We start from the raw sequence: 26,489 nt of genomic DNA, 5'->3' as shown, positions 1-26,489 counted from the left end.
TTTATTTTATTCTATATATATCAGATCTAATATTTTTAATATTGCACAATCGTCTCTTTTATTGTACTATTATCTTATTAGGGGGAATTAATAATGAACTGGTCAGAGCATAATTTGGAATCCATATGTAAATACTCATATAATATTTTCCGGATACCTGTTTATTTATATGAATCTGAAAAACTGATATCTTCAATTCCAACAGAATTAATGACATATCATCCTCATGAGGTATTACAAAACCCCAATTTCGTTGGTAATTCAATCTCATACTATCAAACCAAAGACAATTTCTTCTGGGGAAGTATTTCTATAAAAGATACCGAATATAAACTTCTTATAGGTCCTATTTCTTCGCTCCCATTATCAGATAATCAGCTTTCTTATCTTTTTTACCAAATGAAGGTGCCTGCTGTGAAACGTAAACTAATTGAAAGAATATATAAAACTATACCACTCTATACGCAGCTTGACTTCATTGACAGACTTTTATTTCTGCAATACATTTTTAACCAGGATGATATTACCAGGAATGATTTTTTCCGCCTGCAAAATGACACTTTGTCCGACACCTCCAATCAAACATATATGAAGAAACAATCATTCAACGAGGATTCCTCTTCCATGCTTATCGAGCCAGATTCAATTATTATGTACATAGAAACCGGTAATATCCATTCTGTTATGGAATACCTTTGCTCCCCAGAGGCATACACAGAACTTCCGTGGGGGGAGAACAGTATTATGCAACATAAGCAGATTGGATACTATTCTATCGCTCTGTTTGCAGAGGCAGCCAGACGAGGAGGAATACCATTAAAGGAATGTAGCGAGATTGTTGCAAATTATTACTCCGACATTACAAAGCTTGAAGATATTGAACAAATTGACTTTTTAATCGGACGCTGCGCTCTTTTCTTTGCAGAGAAAGTCCACTCTATTCCGCTACCCCAAAATCTTGATCAGTCACTGCTCTCAAGTATTCATTTCATACGCCAAAATGTGTATTCGAGCCTCACTGTAGATGATGTTGCTCAACAATTGGGCTATAGTCGATCACATACAAGCAAACTTTTTCACGAAGAACTTGGATTTACACCAGGGGAATTTATTATCCGTACGAAGCTCGAGGAATCGAAGATTCTACTAGCTCATTCCGACAAATCTCTTTCAGAAATAGCATCCTTGTTAACATTTGCTAACCAGAGCCATTTTCAGAGATCCTTTAAGAAACACTATAATATCACCCCTCTACAATATAGAAAAAAAAGTCTGGGCACTTCAATTCCGAATCAATACCCACAAACCTAAAGATGGCAGAAGCATGCATGCCTCTGCCATCTCCTATAAAATAACAAGATTCCACCTTCTCCTAGCATAAAAGAATGACACTAGTGGTATTGACGAGGACTTTTCTACTTTATTCTTCATAGCCATCGTTCCTTGGAATTTCTAATTACTTCTTGATTTATATCTTCCTTTTCCGTGACCGGACACTGGTTCAATAATATCCGCCTGCACCAAATTGGAAAGAAGTTTTGAAGCACCTGAACCTTTCAGTTCAAAAAGCTCCACAACTGCGCTTCTTTCATCGTAATCTTGCCTTCAATATTCTGAATGGCGGTATCAATCAAATATTTTAATGGTTTGAGTCCGTCCACTGCCCGAAATCCGATTGCCGTACTCCAAGCATACCCCTTAGCGACACCACCTATAAACTTAAATGGTTCAAATGTGTCATATCCCTTCTCTTATCTACTAAAACTTACGCCAACACTTTTCATTTCAGTAAATACATACTATTTGTAATCTTTGTTTTTGAGCGACGTACCGACAAACGGTATCGTTGCAAATTCCCGAGGGTTACTACGTATAACGTAATCGATATAATTAGCCACCATCAATGCGTAAGCATAGTACCCCATCGGGTTCGGATGGAAGCCCAGCCCGAACGACTTACGCATTTCGGCATCGTATACGGGCGCATGCGCAGTCATATCCAGCAAGTACGTAAAGTCAAACATATCGCACAATTTGGCAAGTTCGCTTGCGATATAACGAATATCTTTATCGCAGGCTTCACCGCGAAGTTGCGGAGTAACGACAAAAATACGCGCATTTGGCTCGATCGTTTTAAGTTTGCAAACGATTTTGCCCATATTGCCGAAGAACGTATCGGCGTTATCCTGCGGACATTCTGCGTTGACGTCCTTGACGCTTCCCAACGGATGTCCGAAGACAAACGAATCGTTATTGCCCAGCGCAATGATATACGCTTGATTCCATTGCCAAAATCCGTTTGTATCCGCCCAACTTTGCATATACTCACGCGCGGTCATTCCGCCGCGAGAATAATTGTTGTACTTCGTCCCCGTAATGCGCTCCAAAACAGCGGGCCACGAATACTCGTACATATCGGTATAAACTATGCTGCCGTTTTCGTCGTGGCTTTCGAACTCACCCGACGCCAAAGAATCCCCTATCACTCCTATTTGTTTGAATATGCCTGCAAAACCGCATGTTTCCTTGATAATATCCAACGGCTGTTCGTTTGCGCCGAGTTCAAAACATTTGTTATCCATTTTTATTCACCGTCCTGTGTTTCTTCTTTAATTTTTTTAGGCTTATCCCATTCCGTACCCGTTACCGTTTTAAGATCCAGCCCGCGAGTTTCGCCGACAAACAGCCACATTATTACGATTGCGCCCACAAGCCCCGGCACAGTCAAACCCAAGTACATATAGCCGAACATCTTTTCGGGAATGATAGGAAGCAGTATCATACTGATAACCGTTGCAAGTCCGCCCATAATTCCGTTAAGCAACGTGTTGATTACAGTTACGGACGAACGCAAGTTTGTAGGAGAAGACTCGGAGAACATTATTCCGCCGATAGTATCGCCCGCGCCCCAGTAACTGCCCATAAATCCGCCGATTGCAAAGCCTGTCAAATACGGAGTCCACTTGAACATACCGCTTAAAATAAACAGCAAATAGCACGCCAACGCCGAACAAGACATCGCAATTATAGTTATTTTGCGCCCGAATTTGTCCGACACAAAACCCGATATTAACGTAAACAGCGCGTTGCCTACGGGATACAAGAATAGAGCAAGAGTTATTTCTTCTTCCGTCATCAAAGCAGACTTTGCCATAACCGTACTGTACGTTGCCGTACCTAATGAAGCAAGATAGAAACAACAGCAGGCGATAATCAAAAAGCGTAATTGCCTGTGTTTGAATGCGAATTTTACAGCGGTCAGAATTCCGCCTTGAGCGTTTTGCTCGCACTCTTCCTTACTGCGTTGTTCGCGTTCTTCGATGGGAGTTTTTAAGTACTCTATTCTTTTGGTTAAAAACGCGTTTGTTTCCTTTGCAAAAAGCAACGCGAAAAACGCCATTACAAAACCGATCATTGCCGGAACTAAATATACAACGTGCCAACGCTCGCTTACATTTTGCATAAGCGTAGCCCTAAGCAACGGAACAAGCAACGTACCCAGTATCGCCACCGCTTTTACGATTGCGTAGTTACGGGCGCGGGACTTTTCGTCGGAGCATTCCAGTATGTACACACATTGCATATCGTGCGACACCATAAAACTCATCAACGTGCTGCCTATCATGTAAACGTAGATATCCTTAGATAAATACACAATGAACAGCCCTAACCCCATACAGAATGTGTTAATAACCAAAAACGGCTTACGCCCGAATTTGTCCGCAAGGGGACGGTAGAAAATAATAAGCACCGTTACCGGATAGGAAATAAAACCTATGGCGGAAAAGAGCGATAATCCCGCGCCGTATTCCATACCCATATTTTTTACGAAGAATTCCGTAACTATATTCGCCTGAAACTGAATGGATATAGTAGACGCCATTTCGTCCGTTATGTAGATGAGCGCCAAAATCATAAACAAGTAAATCATATAAAACTTGTTGCTTCTTGCGCCCAACTGCTTTTCGCGGCGGATAAGTTCTTTGGCTTCGCGCGCCTGTAATCGTTCAACATTTTTTGCCATTTTGCGTTTTCTCCTTTTGAAAATTGTAAACAAGAAAATTCTTGGTCATCTCGTCGGTAATGCCGTAGCGCTCCGCCAAATTGTGTATGGCTTGCAAAAAATCCGCACCGGAGCATCCCTTGGACAACAGGTTTTCTTTTTCGATAAGTTTATTCCAAAAAACATTCAAAACTATTTCGTCGGTGGCAAGAGAAACAACCGAATGATTGCGCGTATGCACGTAAACGTTGCGATCACCCTCTTCGCCAACTAAGCACTCTCCGCCGTCGATTATGATTGTTGTTCTGCGGTAGGGAAACAGAGTTGAAACGTCGTTGATATTGTACGAATACACCGTTGCGCCGACGACCGAAATACTTTCGAAGGTAAAAATATGCACCTTTACTCCGCGAGATATTGCGTTTTCGATATTACTACGCAGCACTTCGAACGACTCCCGCCAAATGGACAGCGAAATTTCCGCTTGCGCGCTGTCGATAAGTTCCTTTGCCTTGGCAACGTATTTTTCTTCGCCCACTATATTCATTACGTAATCGACGTCGGCATTTTCCGTTGCGAGTTGTTGAAGTTCGCGTTCGGCGCAGGCAATATTCTTTTCGTTTTCTTCCTTAATGCTGCGGATAAGGTCTTGATACTCGATAGGCTTGTAAAAATTAGGTTCTCCGTCTATACGGATGACCGCGCCCTTTGCAATCAAACGATTGATGACCTCATAAACCAACGAACGCGCAACGCCGGATAATTTGGCGATTTCGTAGCCGTTTAGCACTTTGTATTTTATCAACGTGCCGTATACTTTTGCCTCGTTAGATGAAAAACCGAGTTTTTCCAAAAATTCAAAACTTTTCATAGTAGTTATACCCCACACCACTATTGTAATGCGAGTCTTTCCGTTGTCAATACTCTTTTTAAAATTATTGTTTCATCAATGCAATCCTCAACTATATGGAATGTCTCCAGATACTTATCCATTATTTCTAAATTGACCAGTACCAACTGATTTACCTTGTAACAAGCTTTTGGTGCACGCAAAAAGGCATCAGCCAATTATGACCAATGCCTTATTCATTATCCTTTATTTGGTTTGTTTATCTATTAGCCAAAATCAATATTCTTCAAAAAATTATACTACAATCTCTTTTTTCTGAGTTTTGAGCATACGGCAATAACACTGCGAAGAAATTTGACCGATTTTTTCTAATTTATTCTTCATAGCCATCGTTCCTTGGAATTTCTAATTACTTCTTGAATTTATATCTTCCTTTTCCGTGACCGGACACTGGTTCAATAATATCCGCCTGCGCCAAATTGGAAAGAAGTTTTGAAGCACCTGAACCTTTCAGTTCAAGAAGCTCCATAACTGCACTTCTTCCAAACACCTCATCAAAGCCAAACTTTTCAAAGAGTTTATGGATATGTTCTGTCGTTTTTACCGAAAAATCGCTAGTTTTTTCGGAAAGCACACTCTCAACATCCACTTTTGGGTCTTGAATGTTCACTTTTTCGTTCTCAATATCCACTTCTTCATCTCCAATGTCCACTTTTTCTTCATTCAAAAGTCCACTTATATGAAGATTTCGATTATGAAGTTCATTCTTCTCGTTCAAAGGCAGATTTCTGAGAAATGTTTCCAGATACTCTGTTGTTTCATGAATACCTTTTTGCAGATTCGTATAGTTTGCACGGACAAGTGCATTTCTAAAATACCACGCATTTTCCGCAAATATATCATTAGTTGCAGAAAACCCCAGTGTCCTTAAATATTTAATGAAGAATAACAAGTTTTATAACTTTCTACTCTCTTTCCATTTGTCAGAAGCCTCTAACGGAATTTCTGCAACGAACTTTTCTGGTTCTGTCATCACGCGGAATAAACCGGAAGCGCCCCGCGTCACAACCTTTACATTTGTTTTTCCACAAAATTTGCTCCTAAAATGCTCTGTGGTTCTTCCTGCCTGATTTCTTCCACTGTTTTGTTAAAAATCCTGCTCATGATACCCGGCATGATTTTTCTCATCACCGGTGCATGCGTATCCATTACAAATTCCCACCCTCCTTATCATGGCTGCCATAAATATAAACTCTATTACCAAACACATGTGGTTCCCCATCCGGGATGTAAGTGTCTAATGGAAGATATGGATTAAATACCTGTTTATTCTTTTGCCTCTTTCCTTACTCAAATTGTGCATAAAGTCCTTCCTCAATCTTCGGCGTCCACCATTTGAGGTAGCCTGCTTTGGTAGGATGAATAGGGTCTGCCATATACAGTGCATAATCTGTTTTGGATACCTGATTCATTTCTTCATCATCCCATAAATTAATGACGCCGATGCCCCATTTTTCCTGAAGTTCCAATAGCCTTGTTACCATGCGCTGATATGCTTCGCTCTCATACTTTGTTCCCGTATAAAATACGATCGGACAGTTCCACGTCTCCTTTGCATAAGCGATGATGTATTCCATCGCGCCGGTTATCGTCTTTGTATCATAATCCGAAATGTCATCAGAATCACTTATTTTTCCAAGTTCCTTTCCCTGTGATGCATCATTGGTAGACAACTGGCAGACCAAGAGGTCAACTTGCATATTCGGATCTAATTTTTTCAATCTGGTAATGTAGGAATCTACGCCCTCTTCCACAAGTGTTGTACCGGAAACAGCCTCTTTTACCACCGTGCATTGATTTCTCTGTCCGATATAATCGACAAAAGAAACGTCACCGGAAGCTGCTCCCTTGGTAACAGAAGAGCCAAGAAAGCAAATCGTCTTTCCCTGCAGCACGCTGTTTTCTACGGTTCCTGCATATTCTAAATCGTATTCCGTGGCATTGCCAGGCAACTTACTTGTCTTTATATTATGCAAAAAGTCAAACGGTCCCCAACTCCACTGGAAACCACAAAAGGCAATCCAACCAACAAGAAGCAGTACAATTGTCAAAATAACACACTTTTTTTTCTTCATCTTCTATTCCTCCAGCAACTTTGCCTCCAAATTGATATTTTGTGGCATAAACTCTTTTTGATAATCCCAGTTTATCACCGATTTGTTTATACGTATTGTAATTTTAAACATCTTATTGTAATTTTGTTTTATTATAAATATTAATAGAGTCGTACTAGTCGTGAAGACCGCTTAAAATCATGCGTTCTCCTTAGATAAATGCATGTAAAATTTCTTTTACATAGCTTAATTGCGGTCTATTTAGCTTGTTTCTTGACTACTCAGGAAAAATATTTCTACCCTCGCCCCACCTGTATTTTCAGAACTTGAAAGTTTAATCCCTCCGCCATATTTTTCAGCCACAGTTTTTGCGAAAAAAAGCCCAATCCCATAATGGGCTTCGCCATTTCTACTTGTGTCATCCATAAAAAACTGCTCTGTGCCATGCAATAATGCTTCTTTTGTAAATCCTGATCCGCTATCCTCCACAATGAATGTCAGCCGGCCATCCTGCTCCTTTGCGTCAATATAAATGATTCCATTTTCTTTTGTATGCTCCACTGCATTCTGAATCACATTCATTACGGCTCGGAACATTGGATCATAAGCAATCGTTACCTTTTTATCACTTTGTTCCGCCTTCCAATCTATCTTCTGGTGATAGATTTCTACCAGTCCGAGTGCCTGTTCCTTTATATCTGCGAAAAAATCTTCTAACCTCACCGTTGTATAGGTAACATCACTGCAATTCCATGATTTTGTGACATCTATCAACTGTTTTACATAACTTTGTATCTGTGTTGTGCCGTTCAAAACATAAGTGATATTATTCTTCTGTTCTGTGGTCAGTTCAGTCTCTGAAAGTAGTTCTGCATTTCCCCGTACAATCGTAAGAGGTGTTTTAATATCATGCGCCAAAGCAGACATCTGCTGTTTCTTTTCCTGCTCTGTTTTCCACTGCTTTTCTAAAGATTCTCGCAATGCATCTCGCATATCATCGATTGCCGATAAACAGTCATCAAACTCTTTGATACCGGAACAGGATGTCTCATATTCCAGATTTTGATCCTTTATTTGTCCGATTGCGTCTAATACAGGCTGCATCTGCTTTTTGATTCTTTTTCCAAAACGTATGGACGGAATGATGATAATCGCTACCGCTCCAATCACAGACATAATACTCATCACATTCTGTGGTTCTATAAAATGCTCCCTCAAAAAAGCTGAATGATATTGAGGTGTCAGGCGATATTGCAATACAACATATTCATTTTCCCTTACAATTACTTTATAAAAATATTTCCCGGATGCGTTTCCGTACTTTGCAACATTCCATGCTATCTGTTCGTATTGTTCTGACAAATCTCCACCTATTTTCTCTCCATTCTCTGAAAAGATTACATAATCACAAAGTGCGGGAATCATCTCAGCAGTCACTTTATCTGCACGTAGAATCGTATCATATGCTTCATTAATCTTTTGCTCTGCATAATTTGCCGGATAAATACAGCCCACACTAATCAAAAGGCACAGCAGCAGATAAGCAACAATCACCAAACCAACTAATGATCCAAGCATGACCAGTACATATCTCATAAAAATCCTGCTGAGTGCATTGCTTCTCTTTACTCTTCCCATTTATATCCAATCCCCCAGACTGTTTTTATCGGCATATAATCATAATCCGCAAATTTTGCTCTTATATTTTTGATATGCGTGATTATAGTACTGTCATTACTCGCATTGTCAAAGCCAAAGACCGCTTCTAAAATCTGTTCCTTCGAGAAAACCTGTCCTCTGTTTTTAGCCAGAAATTCACAGATTTCGTACTCCGCTTTCGTAAGAGGAAGTTCCTTATCATCAACCAATAGTTTCTTTTGAGATATTTGAATACAGACCCTCCCCAAAACCATCCGGACAGAATGTTCCCTGTGCTCTCTTCTAAGATGTGCATTGATCCTTGCCCGAAGTTCCATCACTCCAAATGGCTTTGAAATATAATCATCTGCTCCTAAAGAAAGTCCGTTTACAAGACTGTTTTCCTCCGTTTTTGCCGTAAGAAACAAAATCGGACAATCCACAAGTGCCCTGATTCTTTTGCATAATTCAAAGCCATCCATTCCAGGCATCATAATGTCCAGTAAAATCAGGTCATAACGATGTAATTCTTCCATATTAATTTTTAGTGGATTACTTACTTTGGTAACCAGATGTCCATCCTTATTCAAAATGCTTTCTATCATTTCCAAAATTGCCGGTTCATCATCAACTACCAGTATTTTTGCCATAGTTTCCCCCGATTCTATTCCGATATTCTGTTTCCTTCCCAGTGGTTTACCCACCAAAAATAGTATACCATACTAATCCCTGTAAATATTAAGCAACCTGGTATGAATGACAACCATTCACCTACACTAGTTTCTCCCAATACAGATTGCAGATAAGTATATGGTACTCTACCCGTCCAGCAGACAAATACATATTTCCACACATAATCTCCAAGTCCGGTAAGCATCAATGCACTAATTAGTCCTGATATAATCCCTGCTCCAATGGATACCCCTTTTCCAAACTGAAAAGCCAGAATCAGCTGCCACAGATAAAGTGGAACACTGCTTCCCCACAGCAGCAATGCTGCAAATATACATCCTTTCATGATTTCGATATCGCTTGATGCGATTCTTCCAAATCCAATTCCGAATATGATTGCTGTCAATAGGATAGAGCACAGACACAAAACCAGTAGCATCAACAGTTTCGATAAAAATGCTGCAGGTTTATCTGGTAAAGACAACAGATTTTGAAAATCACCTGCATTTTGTTCCTGTTCCATCACACTTGCTGTAAAAATTCCAATAAGTACCGGAAGTCCTGCTCCTATTGCCTGATAAAATGCAATCACTTTCATATTTTCATTCCATGGTGAAAAAAAGTAATATATTAAAAATATAACGCTGGTTATAATCGGAATCAGTAAGTGTGCCAGAATCACAGATGTTCCTTTCATCTTTCGCAAGTCTGCATTAAGAGATCTTCCAATCATCTTATTTCACCTCTCTTCTCTCAAACCATTTCAAAAACAGAACCGTTACAAAAACAAACCAGATGATTGAGAGACACATTCCCGGAACAATGACTCCCGTATCCAAAAGAGGATTCCCTGCTTCTGCGGCAAGTCCATTTGGTAAAACATGAAGCAACGGGCACATCATTCGCATAGGGATTGCAGAAACAAGTACATACCAGATTCTGGTTTGTGATATTACCACGCCGCTGACGGTAATAAACAGGCAGACGTACAGGTTTACAATCATTCCAAATCGTTCACTTAAAAATAAAGCTACCGGAATCTCCCATAACTCAGAAACCGTCAGAAACAATACTGCAATCAACGCTCCTCCAACTGGAACATGTGTCGTTAGAAGAAAGCCTCCAAGCGTTGCTCCTGCAAACACAATCACATTAGAAAACAAAATCATGTACCCAATATAAATAATTTTCCCCAGCAACAATTTTCTTCTGTCTATGGGAATAGTCATTAAATGATAGTATTTTATCTTTTTCTCCTGCGCCACAGAAAGATAACAAAATAGAGCAATCATCCCCGGCAGCAAAAGTGTATACCACCAGTTCCAAACACTTTCTGCATAAGCATTTGTCATCCCAAGAGTAAATATAAATGCCATAACAAATGTAAGAAGAGGAAATCCCCAGATAAACTTTTTTCGCATGGTTCTTTTGGCTTTTTGATGTTCTGCTTTTATAATATTAACCATGGATTTCACCTGCTTTCTGGTTTTTTCTTACCACATTCATAAACAAATCTTCAAGATTATCTCCCTGCTTTAATGCTCCTTCGTATCCTAAGATTCCACCTGAAATAATCCCGACTTTATCTGCAAGTAACTGTACCTCTGAGAGAATATGACTGGAGAGAATTACAGTGATTCCCTGTTCCGGAAAAGACCGGATCAGCTCTCGTAATTCCTCGATGCCTATTGGATCTAATCCATTCGTAGGTTCATCCAATATCAAAAATTCCGGTTCTCCAAGCAATGCCATTGCAATGCCTAGTCTTTGCTTCATCCCCAAAGAAAACTGTCCTGCTTTCTTCTTTCCGGTGTTTGTGAGTGATACAATCTGCAAGACCTCATCAATTCTGTTTTCATCTGTACCAAGCAATAATTGTCTTACCTTCAAATTCTCTCTGGCGGAAAGATTTTCATAAATAGGCGGATTTTCAATTAACGCTCCTATTTTTGATAAATCTTTCCTATCCCAAAGTTTTCCATCAAAGTAAATCTTTCCTGCAGTGGGTTTCATCATACCGATCAACATTTTCAATGTGGTAGATTTTCCCGCACCATTCGGTCCAAGCAGTCCATAAATCTGTCCCTTTTCGATATTAAGCGAAACATTATTTACCGCTTTCTGTTTTCTAAAATATTTACATAGATTTTGTGTCTGCAACATCATTTCCATCTTTACTATCCTTCCTTCTATATTTCATTTCTCACTGAAATATAATCTATCAGGGAAAAATAAAGATTTGATGAAGATTGCTAAATAATTCGTCTACTCTATTTTTATTCTCGTATGGAATAAACCATCAATTAGAGTATATGAAGTTTTGGCTTTATCTTGTAGTTTGCGAATATCTGTATAAATAGAAAAAGCCCTTTGAGAAAAGGATTTCTCCTCTCTCAAAGGGCAAGTTGGCAAACTGGAAGTTATAGTGCAATCTTTTTCCATTTTCTAATCTTGGTTCTAAAGGTTCCGAACGGAGCAACTGTATTAACATGTATGAATTTGTATACTTCCCAGACAGCTGTTTTAGTTGCTTCGTCAGCCCATTTTCTCATATGTGGTTTAAATAATTCTTCATCACTCAGAGAATCAATCATTGCATAAATAGAGTTGATATTCTCATTCAATCTGTCTTTCAATTCTTGCAGTGACAGCTGAGCATATGTATCTGTGAACCATTGATATAATTCGCCAAGCTGATTCCACTTAAAATTATCCGAAGGAGTTTTGACAGGAATACCCTTTCTTTCGTCTGATTCCCATTTAATAACAAGAGTTGTCCAGCCAACCTGGTAAGCAAGATTTTCTGCTGGAGTTCTGTCAACTTCCTCAACTCTCTTATCTTTTAATGATTCCGGAATAATATCAAATTCTGAAATGTACTTTGCAAAACTTTTATTTATCTCGTTCTTAAGTTCATCTTTATTCTCGTATGTTCGCACTAGTCTATCTCCACAAATCCCGATTTGTATTTCTGTTTGTTTTAAAATGGGCAACTCCGATTGGAATTGCCCACTCATTGCACTAATTATGCGATTTTTTCTTGCTTGCACCGATTTCTGCATCAAATGATGTAAGTTTGATGTAAATCGCTGTTTTTTCAGTTTTTTATCAAATGAAGTACATCCCGTCTATTTTGTGAAACGGTACATCCATACATCATCTTAATAGAGCTTTGCACCTGCTGGAATGTGGTTATCAACCATAATCAGATGCAGTTCTTCATCTTCTGAGTCTTTCAGATTATTGACTGCTGAAAGTAACATACCACAAGATTCAATACCCATCATCTTTCTCGGTGGAAGGTTTGTGATGGCAATCAGTGTCTTACCAACCAGTTCTTCCGGCTCGTAATAAGCGTGAATACCGCTTAAAATCGTGCGATCTGTGCCTGTTCCGTCATCAAGCGTAAACTGTAACAGTTTCTTTGACTTCGGTACTGCAACACACTCTTTAACCTTTACAGCTCTGAAATCTGACTTGCTGAATGTATCAAAATCAACTTCTTCCTCAAATAAAGGCTCAATCTTTACATTAGAGAAATCAATTTTTTCCGGCTCTGCTTTCATTTCTTCGGCAGCCTGATTTTTTTCATCATTTTTCTTATTTACATCACCGAGTGACTTCATTGTCGGGAAGAGCAATACATCTCGAATCGCTGCACTGTCTGTAAGCAGCATAACCAGTCGGTCGATTCCGTAACCGATACCACCTGTTGGAGGCATACCGATTTCAAGTGCATTCAGGAAATCCTCGTCAGTATGTTCTGCTTCATCATCACCTGCTGCTGCATTTGCATCTTGCGCTGCAAAACGTTCGCGCTGATCAATTGGATCATTCAACTCTGAATATGCATTACACATTTCCCATCCATTGATAAACAATTCAAAACGTTCTACCTTGTTTGGATCTTCCGGCTTTTTCTTTGTCAGTGGAGAGATCTCAATTGGGTGATCCATAATAAATGTCGGCTGAACCAATTCATGCTCACAATATTCCTCAAAGAACAGATTCAGAATATCGCCCTTCTTATGGCGTTCTTCATATTCAACATGATGTTCTTCTGCCAATCTCTTCGCTTCTTCATCATCTGCCACCTGATCAAAGTCAATGCCAGCATATTTCTTGACAGCATCTGTCATAGTAAGACGTGCAAATGGCTTTCCTAAATCAATCTCTGTACCTTGGTAAGAAATCTTGGTTCCACCACATACAGTCTCTGCCAAATAACGGAACATAGACTCTGTAAGTTCCATCATTCCTTCATAATCTGTATATGCCTGATATAATTCCATCAATGTGAATTCCGGATTATGTCTGGTATCTACACCTTCGTTACGGAACACACGTCCAATTTCATATACTCGCTCTAATCCACCAACAATTAATCTCTTCAGATATAATTCCAAAGAAATACGAAGTTTTACATCTTCATTCAAAGCATTGTAATGTGTTTCAAATGGACGAGCAGCAGCACCACCGGCATTGGATACCAGCATCGGTGTCTCCACCTCCATAAAATCACGTCCATCTAAGAACTTACGGATTTCCTTGATAATCTGTGATCTCTTTACAAATACATCCTTGCTTTCCTGATTCATAATCAGATCAACATATCTCTGACGATAACGGGTATCTGTATCTGTCAATCCATGGAATTTCTCCGGTAAAATCTGTAAAGACTTAGAAAGAAGTGTCATTTCTTCTGCATGAATAGAAACTTCTCCTGTTTTTGTACGGAAAGCATATCCCTTAACACCCCAGATATCACCGATATCTGATTTCTTAAATGTAGCATATAAATCTTCACCAATGGCATCTCTTGCCACATAGATCTGAATGTTGCCCTTTAAATCCTGGATATTTGCAAAAGAAGCCTTGCCCATCACACGCTTGAACATCATGCGTCCGGCGATAGACACCCGGATCGGAGAAGCATCCATAATGCTTCTTCTCTCGTCGTATTCTTTCTTGATGATCTCTCTTGCTTCCCCTTCATCCATACCCTCGGTATCCGGATCCTCTCTGCCAGCAAGAAGTTCTGCCTCATGTGCGGCATAGATTTCCTTTACGTCGGATGTATGATGGGTCACATCATACTTTGTGATCTGGAAAGGATCCTGACCTGCTGCCTGCAAGTTGGCTAACTTTTCACGTCTGATCTGTAAAAGTTGTCCAGATCCTGTCCCTGTGTATTATTCTGATTTGCCATGTAACACCTCTATATCTATTAGTTTGATCTCTGAATCTCTAAAATCTTGTACTGTAAATCGCCTGCCGGAGTCTCAACGGTCACGATATCTCCAACGCTTGCTCCCATGATGGCTCTGCCAACCGGTGACTCATTAGAAATTCTGCCTGTCAGGCTGTTTGCCTCTGTAGAACCTACAACCTTGTACTCCAGTTCTTCGTCAAATTCAATATCCAAAATCTTGACCTGACATCCAACACTGATCTTGTCAAGATCTACTTCTTCCTCATCTACAACTTCTGCATTCTTAAGAATCTTCTCTAATTCCTCGATACGAGCCTCAATATCACGCTGCTCATCCTTTGCTGCATCATACTCTGCGTTCTCTGATAAGTCGCCCTGCTCTCTTGCTTCTTTGATCTTCTGAGCAACTTCCTTTCTACGAACAACCTTCAACTCCTGAAGTTCATCTTCGTATTTTTTAAGTCCACCATATGTCAAGATATTTTTCTTTTCCATGTCTGCATATCCTTTCTGATATTTAATCAATCTATTATAGGCAAAAAGCCTCTGATTGTCAAGAAAAGGTGCCCTTAAAACCACGTTCCTACGGGTCTTAAAGCCACCTCTTTTCTTTTTTATTTACTTTTGCAGACGACCGTATATCTTGGTCATGCGATATAGTTTCTCTGCAATCTCTGTCGTTGCCTCTTCCGAAAGCATACGCCAGGTCCAGTTTCCACTTGCCGTCCCCGGCACATTCATGCGATGTCCTTTGCCCAGTCCCAGATAATCCTGCATCTGTGCCACAAAGAGAAGTGCTACCGACCGCATGCCACCGCGGATAAAGCCCCAATAATAAGGTTCGTCCCCAATGCCTAAATACTCTGCTGCATAGGCGGCATCTTTCGGCTTTGCCTCTGCCTTCCAGAGCATGACCGGACTGTTATCATGGGTTCCGGTGTAACAAATGCAGTGTCTCGGATAGGTGTGCGGCTGATAGTCGCTTGGCTCATCCGAATCAAAGGCAAACTCTAAGATCTTCATGCCTGGGAAGCCACTGTCTGCAAGCAACTGTCTGACACTTGGTGACTGCTCACCCAGATCTTCTGCGATAAATTCCAGTTTTGGAAATGTCTTTTTCAAAAGTCCGACCAGATCCATGCCCGGTCCTTGCTTCCACTGACCGATCTTAGCGGTCTTTTCCCCATAAGGCACTGCCCAATAGGTATCAAATCCGCGGAAGTGATCGATACGAATCACATCATACAACTTGCCGGCTCCTTCGATCCGTCGGATCCACCAACCGTATCCATCTTTTGCCATAGCCTCCCAATCATAGATCGGGTTGCCCCAGAGTTGCCCATCCTCACTGAAATAATCCGGCGGTACACCTGCCACTTCCAATGGGATACGCTCCTCATTTAAAACAAAATACTCCGGTTCTGCCCACACATCCGCAGAATCCATGGATACATAGATCGGCAAATCCCCGATGATCTCAATGCCAAGATCATTGATATAGGCACGCAGGGCATTCCACTGTTTAAAAAAGAGATACTGGATGTAAATAAAGAGTTCCATATCCTCCTGCAAATCCCGGCGGTACTTTTCGACCGCTTCCGGGCGGTGCATACGGATATCCTTATCCTCCCACTCACTCCATGCCTTCATGCCAAAATGCTTTTTACATGCCATGTAAAGTGCATAATTATCCAGCCACTGCTCATTTTCCTGACAAAAAGCCTGCACATCCTCATAGTCTCTCGCATAGCCTCTTGCCTTTGCCTTTGCCAATATGGCAAAGCGGCTTTCGTAAATCTTTCCATAATCCACATGACGGGGATCTTCTCCCCAGTCACATGCTTCTACTTCCTCCGCCAAAAGCAGTCCATCCTCGATCAAAAGATCCAGATCCACAAAATACGGATTTCCCGCAAAGGTGGAAAAACTCTGGTAAGGCGAATCCCCATAACTGGTAGGCCCCAGTGGTAAAAGTTGCCAGTATTTCTGCCCTGCCTCATGCAAAAAATCAGCAAAAGCATATGCTGCCGCTCCAAAGGTGCCTATACCATATGGTGATGGAAGCGAAGATATGGGAAGTAATATTCCACTACTTCTATTCATATTTTTCACCTCATAATTTTATAAGGGAACAAGTCTTAGCCTTTGACAGCACCAGCCATAACACCCTTGATAATGTACTTCTGGCAAACCAGATATACAATGATGATCGGCAATACCGTCATAAGGATACAAGCCATCATTGGTCCCATTTCTACTTTTCCGTAACTTCCCTGGAAGTACTGGATCAAAATCGGAATGGTCATATACTTCTTACGATCAAGTACCAGATATGGTAAGAGATAATCGTTCCACAACCACATGGTTTCCAAAATTCCAACGGAGATCAGTGTCGGTTTTAAGATCGGAAGTACGATCAAAAAGAAGGTCTGCAAAGGATTACAGCCATCGATCATCGCCGCTTCCTCGATCTCCAATGGTATGGACTTCATGAAACCACAGAACATAAATACCGCCAGTCCCGCTCCAAATCCCAGGTAAATAATACAGATATTGTATGGTTTATTCAAATCCAATCTGTCTGCCGTAGAAGATAAGGTAAACATCAACATCTGGAATGGCACTACCATAGAAAATACAAAGAGGAAATATAAAATCTTGGATATGATGCCATTGACTCTTGTGATAAACCATGCACACATAGAGCAGCAGATCAGAATCAGTACAACTGAGGTGATCGTGATCATCAGACTGTAACCAAATGCCTTTGCAAAACCCTTGGAGGTTAGTGCATCCACAAAGTTTGACAGACCGGCAAAACTATCTGCATTCGGCAGTTGGAATACCGTTCTTGTCGTGATATTTCGATCCGTCTTAAAGGAGTTGATCAGGATCATAAATACCGGATAGATCCATGCTAAACTAAGGATCAAAAGTACAACAAATAAGATCTTGCTTTTTAAGGTTGTTTTCTCTTTCATTACTGCTGCACCTCCTTAGATTTGGTTGCCTTCAACTGTATCATGGAAATGATGATGACTAAAATACAGAAGAGCACGGCTTTCGCCTGTCCATAACCCTTCCACTGTGGTCCGCTTCTCGCATAGAAAGTACTGTAGATATTCAGCGCCAGCATTTCGGAAGCATGTGCCGGTTCACCGCCGGTCAGTGCTAAGTTCTGATCGAATAACTTAAAGCCATTGGTAAGGGATAAGAACATACAAATGGTAATTGACGGCATAACATTCGGAATTTTGATCTTCCATAATATTTGTCCTTCTGTAGCTCCATCAATCTTTGCTGCTTCAATATAATCATCCGGGATCGACTGCAATCCTGCTATGTAAATGATCATCATATAACCGATCTGTTGCCAGCACATCAGTATGAGCAAACCGATAAATCCGTATTTTTCATCCAATGCCAAAAGCGGCTTTTCCAGTAAAGTCAAGGCTCCGTTGAGCAGAATCTGCCAGATGTATCCCAAGACGATACCGCCGATCAGGTTTGGCATAAAAAAGATGGTACGGAAAAGATTGGATGCTTTCAACTTACTGGTGAGTGCAAGTGCAAGTGCAAATGCTCCGACATTGATCAGTATCGTAACCACGATCGTAAATAATGCCGTAAACCAGAATGCATGCAAAAAAGTTGCATCGGTAAGTGCGTATTTATAATTCTGCAATCCGTTGAACTTTGCCCGGTCAATCGTAATGAAGCTGCAGAAAGATAAATATAATCCTTGAATGAACGGATACAAAAAGCCTACACAAAAAGCCGCAGCGGTCGGCAGCACAAAGACAGGCCAATATTTTCTAACTGCTTTTTCCATGGTAACCTCCTTTAAAAAACGATAAAATCATCTGCCTTTTGGGCATAAATATAGAGGGCAGGCGTTGTTTGCCCGCCCTCCGGTTATTCAAAACAATTATAAGCGATGCTATTCCTGCGCAAGGGAATCGATGCATCTATGAAATTTGCAAATGCGGATTATTCCTGATTTGCTGCCTTGTACTCTTTTGCCCATCCATCTACGAATGCTGTCTTAACATCATCCCATGATCCAGTTCCAGCTGCATAAGCTGTAAGTGCAGAACTAAGGTCAGCCTTCCACTGCTCTGAAGGGATGGTTGTGAAGTCCCAAGGAATTGTTGTCTTGCCTGCAGCCTGCATTTCCTTATCCTTCTGAACGAATACGTTGTCTGTATCCTTTGCATCCTTGAAAGGAATTACAAATCCCATGTCATCAGCCATTGCTGTTGTTCCCTTGTCAGAAGATACACACCAGTTCATGAAATCAAGTGTTGCCTGAATATCCTTTTCATCAGCAGCGCTGTTTACACACCAGTAGTTCTCTGTACCTGTGCAGAGTCCCTGATTTGCTTCATCACCAACACCAATGTAAATAGGAATCATTGTAACATCATCTGCAGATAACTTCTTATCACCTACTACGTTGCCATATTCCCATGAACCATTCTGGAAGAATACTGCTTCGCCATTGATAAACTCAGCTTCTGAGTCATCACCGGTCTTGCTTGCAAGTTCCTTTGGATCACATGTTGAGTTGTTGATGTACAGATCAAAGATGTTCTTGTAGTTGTCAAGATAGGTTCCCTTGATCGCATCTGTGCTTGTTTCGTTCTCATCCTGATACTCAAAATAGATTGGAAGATTTGAAAGGTGTGTCTTAAATCTCCAGTCAGAAGAATCATCCATACCTGCAGAAGTAAATGCTGCAAATCCAAGTTCGTCTTTTCTTGCTGTGATGTCTTCTGCTACCTTCTTTAAGTCATCGAAACTCTGGATATCATCTACAGTATATCCTGCTTCTTTTAATAACTTTGTATTTGTAATGATACCGTATGTCTCAACAGCCATTGCGATACCCTTAACTTCGTCGCCATCTTTCAATGCATATTCATCACCGTTTAAGTTCTTATATACATCTGTATCTGAAAGATCCATTGCGTAATCTTTCCAGTTCTTCAATCCAACCGGTCCGTTTACATGGAATAAAGTAGGAGCCTCACTCTTTGACATCTCTGCCATCAGTGTCTCTTCATACTTGTTGGATGCTGCTGTTACAACCGTAACATCAACACCTGTCTCCTTGGTGTATTCCTTTGCCAAAGCCTGCCACGCATCATCTGCTTCGGGTTTGAAGTTCAGATAGTAGACCTTTCCGGAATCTGACTTAGCAGAATCTCCCCCATCTTTGGAACTGCCGCATCCGACAAATGCGCCAACTGCCATTGTAGCAACCATTGTCAATGCTAATACTTTTTTTAGTTTCATGATTACCCTCTCCTTCTCGTGATAATTGATAAGTATTTATTTCCAATTATGGCACTGCGCTTTTGCCACAATCAAAAATCATTATATGCAGGACCACTGCTATTTATGACCGATTTATCGGACTGCAATGGTCTCCCCCTCGCGGAAGATTGTCGGCAGGATGATCTGCCTGTGTTCTCCCTTTTTCTCGATCAGATCGATGAGAAGGTCCACACTGGTCTTTCCCAGTTCTTCCATCGGCTGACAATATGTAGAAAGTGCCGGTGCCATATACTCTGACACCTCAATACCATCGATCGCTACAATGGAGCAATCTTTCGGCACGATAATCCCTTTTTCCCGAAGCGCTCTCATGGCTCCCATGGCAAGGTTGTCTGCGATCGCAAAGATCGCATCAAAGGCTATTCCCTTATCCAGCCACGCTTTTGTCCCATGATAGGCATCTGCGATATTGTAACTGTCCACAGACATGATCAGATCTTCTGTCGGAACCATCCCCACCTCGGTCAATGCCTTGACATATCCCTCATAGCGGATCTGGGAAACCGAACCGTCATCCGGTCTTGCCAGAAGAACGGCGATCCTGCGGTGTCCCTCTTTATAGAGTTCCTTGACTGCTTCATAGGCAGTCTGCGTATCGTCGATCGATACACTGGAATAACAGGTATCATCCAAGGATCCATAAGCATTGTTGGAAGAACAGGAAACAAAAGGTACGCTGATCGCTGCGATCTGTTCCTTGGTATAGTCCAGACGTCCTCCCAAAAAGATCAATCCCAGCAATCTCTTGTCCCGCTCCATCATGGCACCTGCTAAGAGTTCATCCTCCGTGGCGCCGATCTGCTGCATCACAAGTGTGTAACCAGCCTTCTCGATATCCTGCTCGATCTCATGGATGATGGATGTATAGAAAGGATTGGAGATACCACGGACGATCAGTCCAATGTTATCTGACTTGCTCTGTCCCAATGATCTGGCGCTGTTGTTGGGAATGTAATTGTACTCCTCCACAACTGCCATGACCTTGCGCCGTACATCCTCGCTCACATCCGGGTGGTTGTTTAATACGCGGGAAACAGTGCTGACGCTCACGCCACTGATTTTTGCTATATCTTTGATCGTCATATCTGTGCCCTTTCCCGTTTATTCTTTGAAAACGTTACCGGAAACGTTACTGGAAACGTTTTCAGTTGATATGCATATATCTTATACCCCAAAATTTACCATGTCAACATACCTATGTCATTTTTGCTATTTTCGACGAAAGCAATCCATTATTTTTGTGCAAGATCACAAATTCCTGTTTTCATTGACCTTGCGGAAGTCTCTTGGAGTCATGCCGAATTTCCGCTTAAAGACGCGGTTGAAGTAGGACATGTTATCAATACCGACCTCCTGGGCTATGGACAGAACGGAGGCCTCGGATGCCACAAGCATGCGGGATGCCATGGTCAGTCGGTAGTCGTTGAGGTAGTCAATGAAACTCTGTCCCATGTTTTGTTTGAAGTATTTCATAAAATGGGAAGCGCTGAAACCGCTGACCTCCGCCATATCGGCGATCGTGATCTTTTCCATATAATGCAGTTCCACATATTTTAAGACCAGTTTCATTTCCTCATGGGGTCTGCTGTTCTTGACCCTGCCCCGTTGCCCACTGGTCTGACACAAATGATATATCAGAAGATAGAGCCTGCTTTTGAGCAAAAGTTCATAGCCCTCCACAGGCTCTTTACAAATGCTGTCGCAGCCATCTAAAACCTCTTTGATCTCCCGGTAACCGGGAACTCCCTCCCCATAAAAGGCAGGAATGACGATCTTCATCTGAAAAAGGGGATTAAAAAAGCCCTGTCTTAAGCCATCGTCCTTTTTTCCATATAAGATTTCCGGGCGAAAGAGGATATTTTCGTACTCGACACTTTCCCCCGGCACAGAACGGATGCCATGCAGTTGCCCCGGCAGGACTACGACAAACTCTCCTCCGCTCACGATCCTCTCATCAAATTCTACGGAGACCATGCCCCGCCCTTTCTTTATATAGATGATCTCCATCTCGTCATGCCAATGCATGGGCACCTCGCTAAAATCCAGCGGCATGGAGCACAAATAGGTATTATATGGAAAAGTCTGTCGGCTGTGTTCTTTTCGTTCATGATAGTTTTCGTATTCTTTTATATCCATTTTCTGCCTCTTTTCCTGTTCTTTGTTTTTCCAATGATAGGATTGTACTACTTTTTGCTATGATATGACAAGACCAGAGTCATCATAGCCTATATACTGGAAGCATAAAAAGAATGTGTAATTTAGGAGGTTTTTATGGATGCATTAGAAATCAAGGTCAAGGATACCTTTGGCACGGATCCGGGACATGTCACAAACGAGCAGATATATGTTGCTCTTTTAGAACTAGTAAAGGAAGAAGCCGAAAAAAAGGTGACCACCGAGGGCAAGAAGAAACTCTACTATATTTCTGCTGAGTTTCTTATCGGAAAACTCCTCTCCAACAACCTGATCAACCTGGGGCTCTACGACGAGGTGGAAGCCTGCCTGCAAAAATACGGAAAGACCATGGCAGAGATCGAGACCATCGAGCCGGAACCATCTCTTGGAAACGGTGGACTTGGTCGTCTGGCTGCCTGCTTTTTGGATTCCATCGCTACACTTGGCTTAAACGGCGACGGTGTCGGCTTGAACTATCATTTCGGGCTTTTCAAGCAGGTATTTGAAAACAATCTGCAGCAGGAAACGCCAAACCCTTGGATTGAAAACAAGAACTGGCTGACCAAGACCAAGCGGACTTATGACATCGAATTTGGCGGTCTGACGCTGACTTCCTGCATGTATGATATCGACGTTGTCGGCTATATGGGAAGAACAACGAAACTGCATTTATTTGACATTGATTCTGTCGATGAATCACTGGTAAAAGAGGGCATTGATTTTGACAAAACGGACATTGCCAAAAACCTGACCCTATTCTTATACCCGGATGATTCGGACGAGGATGGTCGTATTCTTCGTGTTTACCAGCAATATTTCATGGTCAGCAATGCCGCTCATCTGATCTTGGACGAAGCCTTAGAGCGTGGCAGCAACCTGCATGATCTGGCAGATTATGCAACCATCCAGATCAACGATACCCACCCAAGCATGGTGATCCCGGAACTCATCCGCCTTTTAATGCAAAAGGGAATCCGCATGGAAGAAGCGATCGAGATCGTGACAAAGACCTGTGCTTATACCAACCATACCATCCTTGCAGAAGCACTGGAAAAATGGCCGATCCACTACTTACAGAAAGCCGTACCGCAACTGCTTCCGATCATTTACGAATTGAACAACAAAGTAAATGATACTTTCCACGATCCAAGCGTTGCCATCATCGATGCGGAAGACCGCGTACACATGGCACACATGGATATCCATTATGGCTATTCCGTCAACGGCGTTGCCTACCTGCACACCGAGATCTTGAAGAACAGCGAACTCAACAACTTCTACAAGATCTATCCGGAAAAATTCAACAATAAGACCAACGGCATCACTTTCCGCAGATGGCTGCTCCACTGCAACCATCCGCTTGCCGATCTTTTGACCGAACTGATCGGAGACGGCTACAAGAAAGATGCGACCGAGTTGGAAAAATTATCTGCCTATGCCGATGATACTGCGGTACTGGAGAAACTGCTTGCCGTAAAACAGGGCAAGAAAGAAGAACTTGCGTCTTATCTAAAACAGACACAAAACATTGCCATTAACCCGGATTCTGTCTTTGACATCCAGATCAAGCGTCTGCATGAATACAAGAGACAGCAGATGAACGCCCTCTATGTGATCGATAAATATTTTGAGATCAAGGAAGGCAAACTGCCAAAGCGTCCGATCACAGTCATCTTTGGTGCCAAGCTGCTCCGGCTTATGTCATTGCAAAAGACATTATCCATGTCATCCTCTGCTTACAAGAGATCATTGCCAATGACCCGGAGGTATCTCCATACCTGTCCGTTGTCATGGTAGAAAACTACAATGTCACACTTGCTGAAAAACTGATTCCGGCAGCAGATATCCACGAGCAGATATCACTTGCTTCCAAGGAAGCATCCGGTACCTCCAACATGAAGTTCATGTTAAACGGTGCCATTGCGATCGGAACCGAAGACGGTGCCAACGTGGAAATGCATGAATTTGTCGGAGACAACAACATCTATATCTTTGGCGAATCCTCAGACGAGGTCATCGCCCATTATGAGAAGGCTGACTATGTTTCCAGAGATTACTATGAGAAAGATCCTGCCATCAAACGTGCCATCGACTTTTTGATCAGCGATACCATGCTTGCGGTCGGACAAAAAGAAAACTTAGAACGTCTTTACCATGAACTTTTGAACAAGGACTGGTTCATGACCTTACCGGATTTTGAAGATTACAAGGCGACCAAGGAACGTATCTATGCGGATTATGAAGACCGCATGACCTGGGCGAAGAAGATGCTGATCAATATCAGCAAAGCCGGCTTCTTCTCATCCGATCGAACCATCGCCCAGTATAATGAAGACATCTGGCATTTATCTTAAGACGCGCTCCATCAGGTCTTCCAAGTCCTGATAAGTGTTGACCTCATTGATCATACCACGTAAGCGTGCGGAATTGTGGTAACCACTGGTGTACCACGCCGCATGCTTGCGAAATTCTCGTATTCCATACAATTCATCCCCTTTAAAGGCGATCTGCATCTTCGCATGCCGAAGCATGGTAGCCACCACAACATCGATCGGCGGCTTTCCTATCATTTCCCCTGTCTCAAAATAATGCAGAATCTGATGAAAGATCCAAGGATTGCCCTGCGCACCACGGCCAATCATAAAGCCATCACATCCGGTCTGCTCTTTCATGGCGATCACATCTTTGGCATCCAGAAGATCTCCATTTCCTATGACCGGAATGGATACGGCATCTTTGACTTGGGCGATAATGTCCCAATCGGCTTTGCCGGAATAATACTGCTCTCTTGTCCTGCCATGTACGGCAATGGCTGCCACACCGGCATCTTCCGCAATCTTTGCTATTTCCACGGCATTGACATGGGCATCGTCAAAACCTTTGCGGATCTTGACTGTGACCGGCTTTTGAATGGCTTTTACCGTTTTTCGCATGATCTGCCCTGCCAGTTTGGGATTTTTCATCAGTGCGGAGCCGTCGCCGTTATTAACGACTTTTGGCACAGGACAGCCCATATTGATATCTAAGATATCAAAAGGACGGTCTTCGATCCGCTTTGCCATCTCGCTGATGCAATCCGGGTCCGAGCCAAATAACTGTAAGGAGACCGGCCGCTCTTTTTCCTCAATCTCCAGCAGTTGATATGTGTTTTTATTGTTGTACTGTAAGGCCTTGGCGCTGACCATTTCCATGCAGATCAGCCCTGCGCCCTGTTCTTTGCATAAAGTACGAAATGGCAGGTCTGTCACGCCTGCCATGGGTGCTAAGACCAGATTATTTTCCAGTCTTACCTTTCCTATTTGAAGTCCTTGTAATGTCGACTTGTCCATGCTTTTCCCCTATCTAACGATCTGCCCCGCGGTTTTTCATCTCTTTTTCGTAGATCAGACGCAGTCCCTGCAAGGTCAGTTCCGGATCATAGATATTGATACAATCCGTTTCCTTGGAGATCAGATTGCCCAGCCCACCGGTCGCTACGACCTTGATATCCTCGTAGCCGGATTCTGCGATCATATGTTTTACGATATATTCCGTCTGACCGATCTGTCCATAAACCAGGCCCGCCTGCATGGAGGAAATCGTCTCCTTTGCCAGGATATGCTCCGGTTTGCGGATCTCGATCTCCGGTAGTTTTGCCGTCTTTGACCAGAGTGCCTCTGCGGATGTACGGATGCCCGGCGCGATCACACCGGATACATATGCCCCCTCTGCACTGACCAGATCATAGGTGGTCGCCGTACCATAATCAATGACGATCGCCGGTCCGCCATACAAGCCCAGTGCGCCTGCGGCATTGACAATACGATCTGCTCCGATCTGACGCGGATTTTCCGTGATGATCTTGACCCCGGTACGCACGCCCGGCTCCACTAAGATCGGATGCACCTCAAAATACTTGATGATGCCGCTGGTCAGGGAGTGCATGATCTTTGGCACTACGCTGGCAATGATGGCATCGCTTATGTCCTGCTTTTCTATATCATTGTAGCGCAGGATCTCCCCGATCGCCGTCCCGAACTCATCGGAAGTACGTGTCATGCCTGTTGTCAGACGAAAATTTCCCACTAACTTCTGTTTGTCAAAAATACCCACGGTAATATTTGTATTTCCTACATCAATCGTCATTAACATCTTATCTTCTCCTACTCCTCGCCTTCGTATGCCTCTCCCAGATAAAAGACACGATAGTACATTTCCAGCGATTCAAACAATTCTTCCTTTTCTCTCTGCAACTGCTTGATCTTCAAAACGCTACCAATCTCATCATAGAGGATATCATCCTCCTCTGTCTGTGTGCGCAACTGCAGGGAGCCGTCCTCATCAAAGACAACCTGCAGGATACCTCCGACATCTGCCGTAAAGAGCACACACATAATGTGCAACTCGTCCTGTATCCCCTGTGGCAGAGAAGAAAACTGCTCATTAAAGTAATATTTTTTATTGTAGGAACTTGCCCCACAAAGTACGATTTCGTCATTCATCTAT

The 26,489-nt window shown here is 42.2% G+C and carries 24 protein-coding genes and 2 pseudogenes; 2 read left to right on the top strand and 24 right to left on the bottom strand.

All coding sequences use genetic code 11. The features are described 5' to 3' along the window. Nucleotides 1-93: 93 nt before the first annotated feature. Nucleotides 94-1,311 (top strand): AraC family transcriptional regulator, encoded by a 1,218-nt coding sequence (locus DW996_RS05190; RefSeq protein ID WP_118535063.1) that lies wholly within the window; start codon nucleotides 94-96, stop codon nucleotides 1,309-1,311. A 488-nt stretch (nucleotides 1,312-1,799) separates the two neighbouring features. Here the strand turns inward: DW996_RS05190 and DW996_RS05180 are convergent, their stop codons facing one another. The 21 genes and pseudogenes from DW996_RS05180 to DW996_RS05090 all read right to left on the bottom strand — a co-directional run bounded on the left by DW996_RS05180 (nucleotide 1,800) and on the right by DW996_RS05090 (nucleotide 21,965). Beyond that, entirely contained in the window at nucleotides 1,800-2,582 is a 783-nt protein-coding gene (locus DW996_RS05180; protein ID WP_118535062.1) for an SGNH/GDSL hydrolase family protein, read from the bottom strand. A gap of 2 nt (nucleotides 2,583-2,584) precedes the next feature. After that, nucleotides 2,585-4,024 (bottom strand): MFS transporter, encoded by a 1,440-nt coding sequence (locus DW996_RS05175; protein WP_118535061.1) that lies wholly within the window; start codon nucleotides 4,022-4,024, stop codon nucleotides 2,585-2,587. After that, entirely contained in the window at nucleotides 4,008-4,874 is an 867-nt protein-coding gene (locus DW996_RS05170) for a TrmB family transcriptional regulator (protein WP_118535060.1), read from the bottom strand. The genes DW996_RS05175 and DW996_RS05170 overlap by 17 nt, the downstream gene beginning before the upstream one ends. 20 nt (nucleotides 4,875-4,894) lie before the next feature. Continuing rightward, nucleotides 4,895-5,056 (bottom strand): DUF6462 family protein, encoded by a 162-nt coding sequence (locus DW996_RS13230; protein WP_279220145.1) that lies wholly within the window; start codon nucleotides 5,054-5,056, stop codon nucleotides 4,895-4,897. 206 nt (nucleotides 5,057-5,262) lie between these two features. After that, nucleotides 5,263-5,802, bottom strand: a pseudogene (locus DW996_RS05165) (Fic family protein); the annotation flags it as partial. A 122-nt stretch (nucleotides 5,803-5,924) separates the two neighbouring features. After that, nucleotides 5,925-6,062 (bottom strand): hypothetical protein, encoded by a 138-nt coding sequence (locus DW996_RS12975; protein WP_158575210.1) that lies wholly within the window; start codon nucleotides 6,060-6,062, stop codon nucleotides 5,925-5,927. 137 nt (nucleotides 6,063-6,199) lie between these two features. Further along, entirely contained in the window at nucleotides 6,200-6,988 is a 789-nt protein-coding gene (locus DW996_RS05160; protein WP_118535059.1) for an SGNH/GDSL hydrolase family protein, read from the bottom strand. Nucleotides 6,989-7,228: 240 nt separating this feature from the next. Beyond that, nucleotides 7,229-8,605, bottom strand: coding sequence for a sensor histidine kinase (locus tag DW996_RS05155; protein ID WP_118535058.1), 1,377 nt, complete (start codon nucleotides 8,603-8,605; stop codon nucleotides 7,229-7,231). Then, entirely contained in the window at nucleotides 8,593-9,255 is a 663-nt protein-coding gene (locus DW996_RS05150) for a response regulator transcription factor (protein ID WP_118535057.1), read from the bottom strand. The genes DW996_RS05155 and DW996_RS05150 overlap by 13 nt, the downstream gene beginning before the upstream one ends. A 14-nt stretch (nucleotides 9,256-9,269) precedes the next feature. After that, complete coding sequence (locus DW996_RS05145) at nucleotides 9,270-10,010, bottom strand: lantibiotic immunity ABC transporter MutG family permease subunit (RefSeq protein WP_005330844.1); 741 nt, start codon at nucleotides 10,008-10,010, stop codon at nucleotides 9,270-9,272. A gap of 1 nt (nucleotide 10,011) precedes the next feature. Continuing rightward, nucleotides 10,012-10,743: a lantibiotic immunity ABC transporter MutE/EpiE family permease subunit gene (locus tag DW996_RS05140; protein WP_118535056.1), complete on the bottom strand. Its 732-nt coding sequence runs from the start codon at nucleotides 10,741-10,743 to the stop codon at nucleotides 10,012-10,014. Further along, the gene (locus tag DW996_RS05135; protein WP_118535055.1) at nucleotides 10,736-11,449 is read right to left on the bottom strand and encodes a lantibiotic protection ABC transporter ATP-binding protein; all 714 of its coding nucleotides are present in this window, start codon (nucleotides 11,447-11,449) and stop codon (nucleotides 10,736-10,738) included. The genes DW996_RS05140 and DW996_RS05135 overlap by 8 nt, the downstream gene beginning before the upstream one ends. A 248-nt stretch (nucleotides 11,450-11,697) precedes the next feature. Next, on the bottom strand, nucleotides 11,698-12,216 hold the full coding sequence (locus DW996_RS05130) for a ClbS/DfsB family four-helix bundle protein (RefSeq protein WP_118535245.1): 519 nt from the start codon (nucleotides 12,214-12,216) through the stop codon (nucleotides 11,698-11,700). Between the two features lie 222 nt (nucleotides 12,217-12,438). Beyond that, nucleotides 12,439-14,412, bottom strand: a complete 1,974-nt coding sequence (gene lysS / locus DW996_RS05125; protein ID WP_243098674.1) for a lysine--tRNA ligase — start codon at nucleotides 14,410-14,412, stop codon at nucleotides 12,439-12,441. Between the two features lie 92 nt (nucleotides 14,413-14,504). Beyond that, on the bottom strand, nucleotides 14,505-14,984 hold the full coding sequence (gene greA, locus DW996_RS05120) for a transcription elongation factor GreA (protein ID WP_118280438.1): 480 nt from the start codon (nucleotides 14,982-14,984) through the stop codon (nucleotides 14,505-14,507). A 123-nt stretch (nucleotides 14,985-15,107) separates the two neighbouring features. After that, nucleotides 15,108-16,592 carry a 4-alpha-glucanotransferase gene (malQ, locus tag DW996_RS05115; protein WP_118535053.1) on the bottom strand — a complete coding sequence of 495 codons (1,485 nt, stop codon included), beginning with the start codon at nucleotides 16,590-16,592 and terminating at the stop codon, nucleotides 15,108-15,110. Nucleotides 16,593-16,627: 35 nt separating this feature from the next. After that, nucleotides 16,628-17,470 (bottom strand): carbohydrate ABC transporter permease, encoded by an 843-nt coding sequence (locus DW996_RS05110; protein WP_118280440.1) that lies wholly within the window; start codon nucleotides 17,468-17,470, stop codon nucleotides 16,628-16,630. Beyond that, nucleotides 17,470-18,321: a carbohydrate ABC transporter permease gene (locus DW996_RS05105; RefSeq protein ID WP_118280441.1), complete on the bottom strand. Its 852-nt coding sequence runs from the start codon at nucleotides 18,319-18,321 to the stop codon at nucleotides 17,470-17,472. The genes DW996_RS05110 and DW996_RS05105 overlap by 1 nt, the downstream gene beginning before the upstream one ends. A 158-nt stretch (nucleotides 18,322-18,479) precedes the next feature. Further along, nucleotides 18,480-19,787 (bottom strand): ABC transporter substrate-binding protein, encoded by a 1,308-nt coding sequence (locus DW996_RS05100; RefSeq protein ID WP_118535052.1) that lies wholly within the window; start codon nucleotides 19,785-19,787, stop codon nucleotides 18,480-18,482. A gap of 114 nt (nucleotides 19,788-19,901) precedes the next feature. Next, nucleotides 19,902-20,912, bottom strand: coding sequence for a LacI family DNA-binding transcriptional regulator (locus DW996_RS05095; RefSeq protein ID WP_118535051.1), 1,011 nt, complete (start codon nucleotides 20,910-20,912; stop codon nucleotides 19,902-19,904). A 165-nt stretch (nucleotides 20,913-21,077) separates the two neighbouring features. Continuing rightward, the gene (locus DW996_RS05090; protein ID WP_118535050.1) at nucleotides 21,078-21,965 is read right to left on the bottom strand and encodes an AraC family transcriptional regulator; all 888 of its coding nucleotides are present in this window, start codon (nucleotides 21,963-21,965) and stop codon (nucleotides 21,078-21,080) included. Nucleotides 21,966-22,100: 135 nt separating this feature from the next. On the opposite strand from DW996_RS05090, the pseudogene DW996_RS05085 reads away from it, so the two are divergent. Beyond that, nucleotides 22,101-24,358, top strand: a pseudogene (locus tag DW996_RS05085) (glycogen/starch/alpha-glucan phosphorylase). Here the strand turns inward: DW996_RS05085 and dusB are convergent. From dusB to DW996_RS05070, 3 genes are read right to left on the bottom strand one after another with little or no spacing between them, the layout of a single operon-like run. Continuing rightward, nucleotides 24,350-25,333, bottom strand: a complete 984-nt coding sequence (gene dusB, locus DW996_RS05080) for a tRNA dihydrouridine synthase DusB (protein ID WP_118280446.1) — start codon at nucleotides 25,331-25,333, stop codon at nucleotides 24,350-24,352. The pseudogene DW996_RS05085 and the gene dusB sit on opposite strands and share 9 nt — an antisense overlap. Nucleotides 25,334-25,346: 13 nt before the next feature. Next, entirely contained in the window at nucleotides 25,347-26,135 is a 789-nt protein-coding gene (locus DW996_RS05075; RefSeq protein ID WP_118280447.1) for a type III pantothenate kinase, read from the bottom strand. 11 nt (nucleotides 26,136-26,146) lie between these two features. Beyond that, nucleotides 26,147-26,485, bottom strand: a complete 339-nt coding sequence (locus DW996_RS05070) for a DUF6145 family protein (RefSeq protein WP_118535049.1) — start codon at nucleotides 26,483-26,485, stop codon at nucleotides 26,147-26,149. Nucleotides 26,486-26,489: the final 4 nt, after the last annotated feature.

The sequence above is a fragment of the Roseburia sp. AM51-8 genome (assembly GCF_003478275.1).
In the GTDB taxonomy this organism is placed as follows: domain Bacteria; phylum Bacillota; class Clostridia; order Lachnospirales; family Lachnospiraceae; genus Pararoseburia; species Pararoseburia lenta.
The sequence above is the reverse complement of the archived record's forward strand: the minus strand, read 5'-3'. Positions and strand labels throughout refer to the sequence as shown.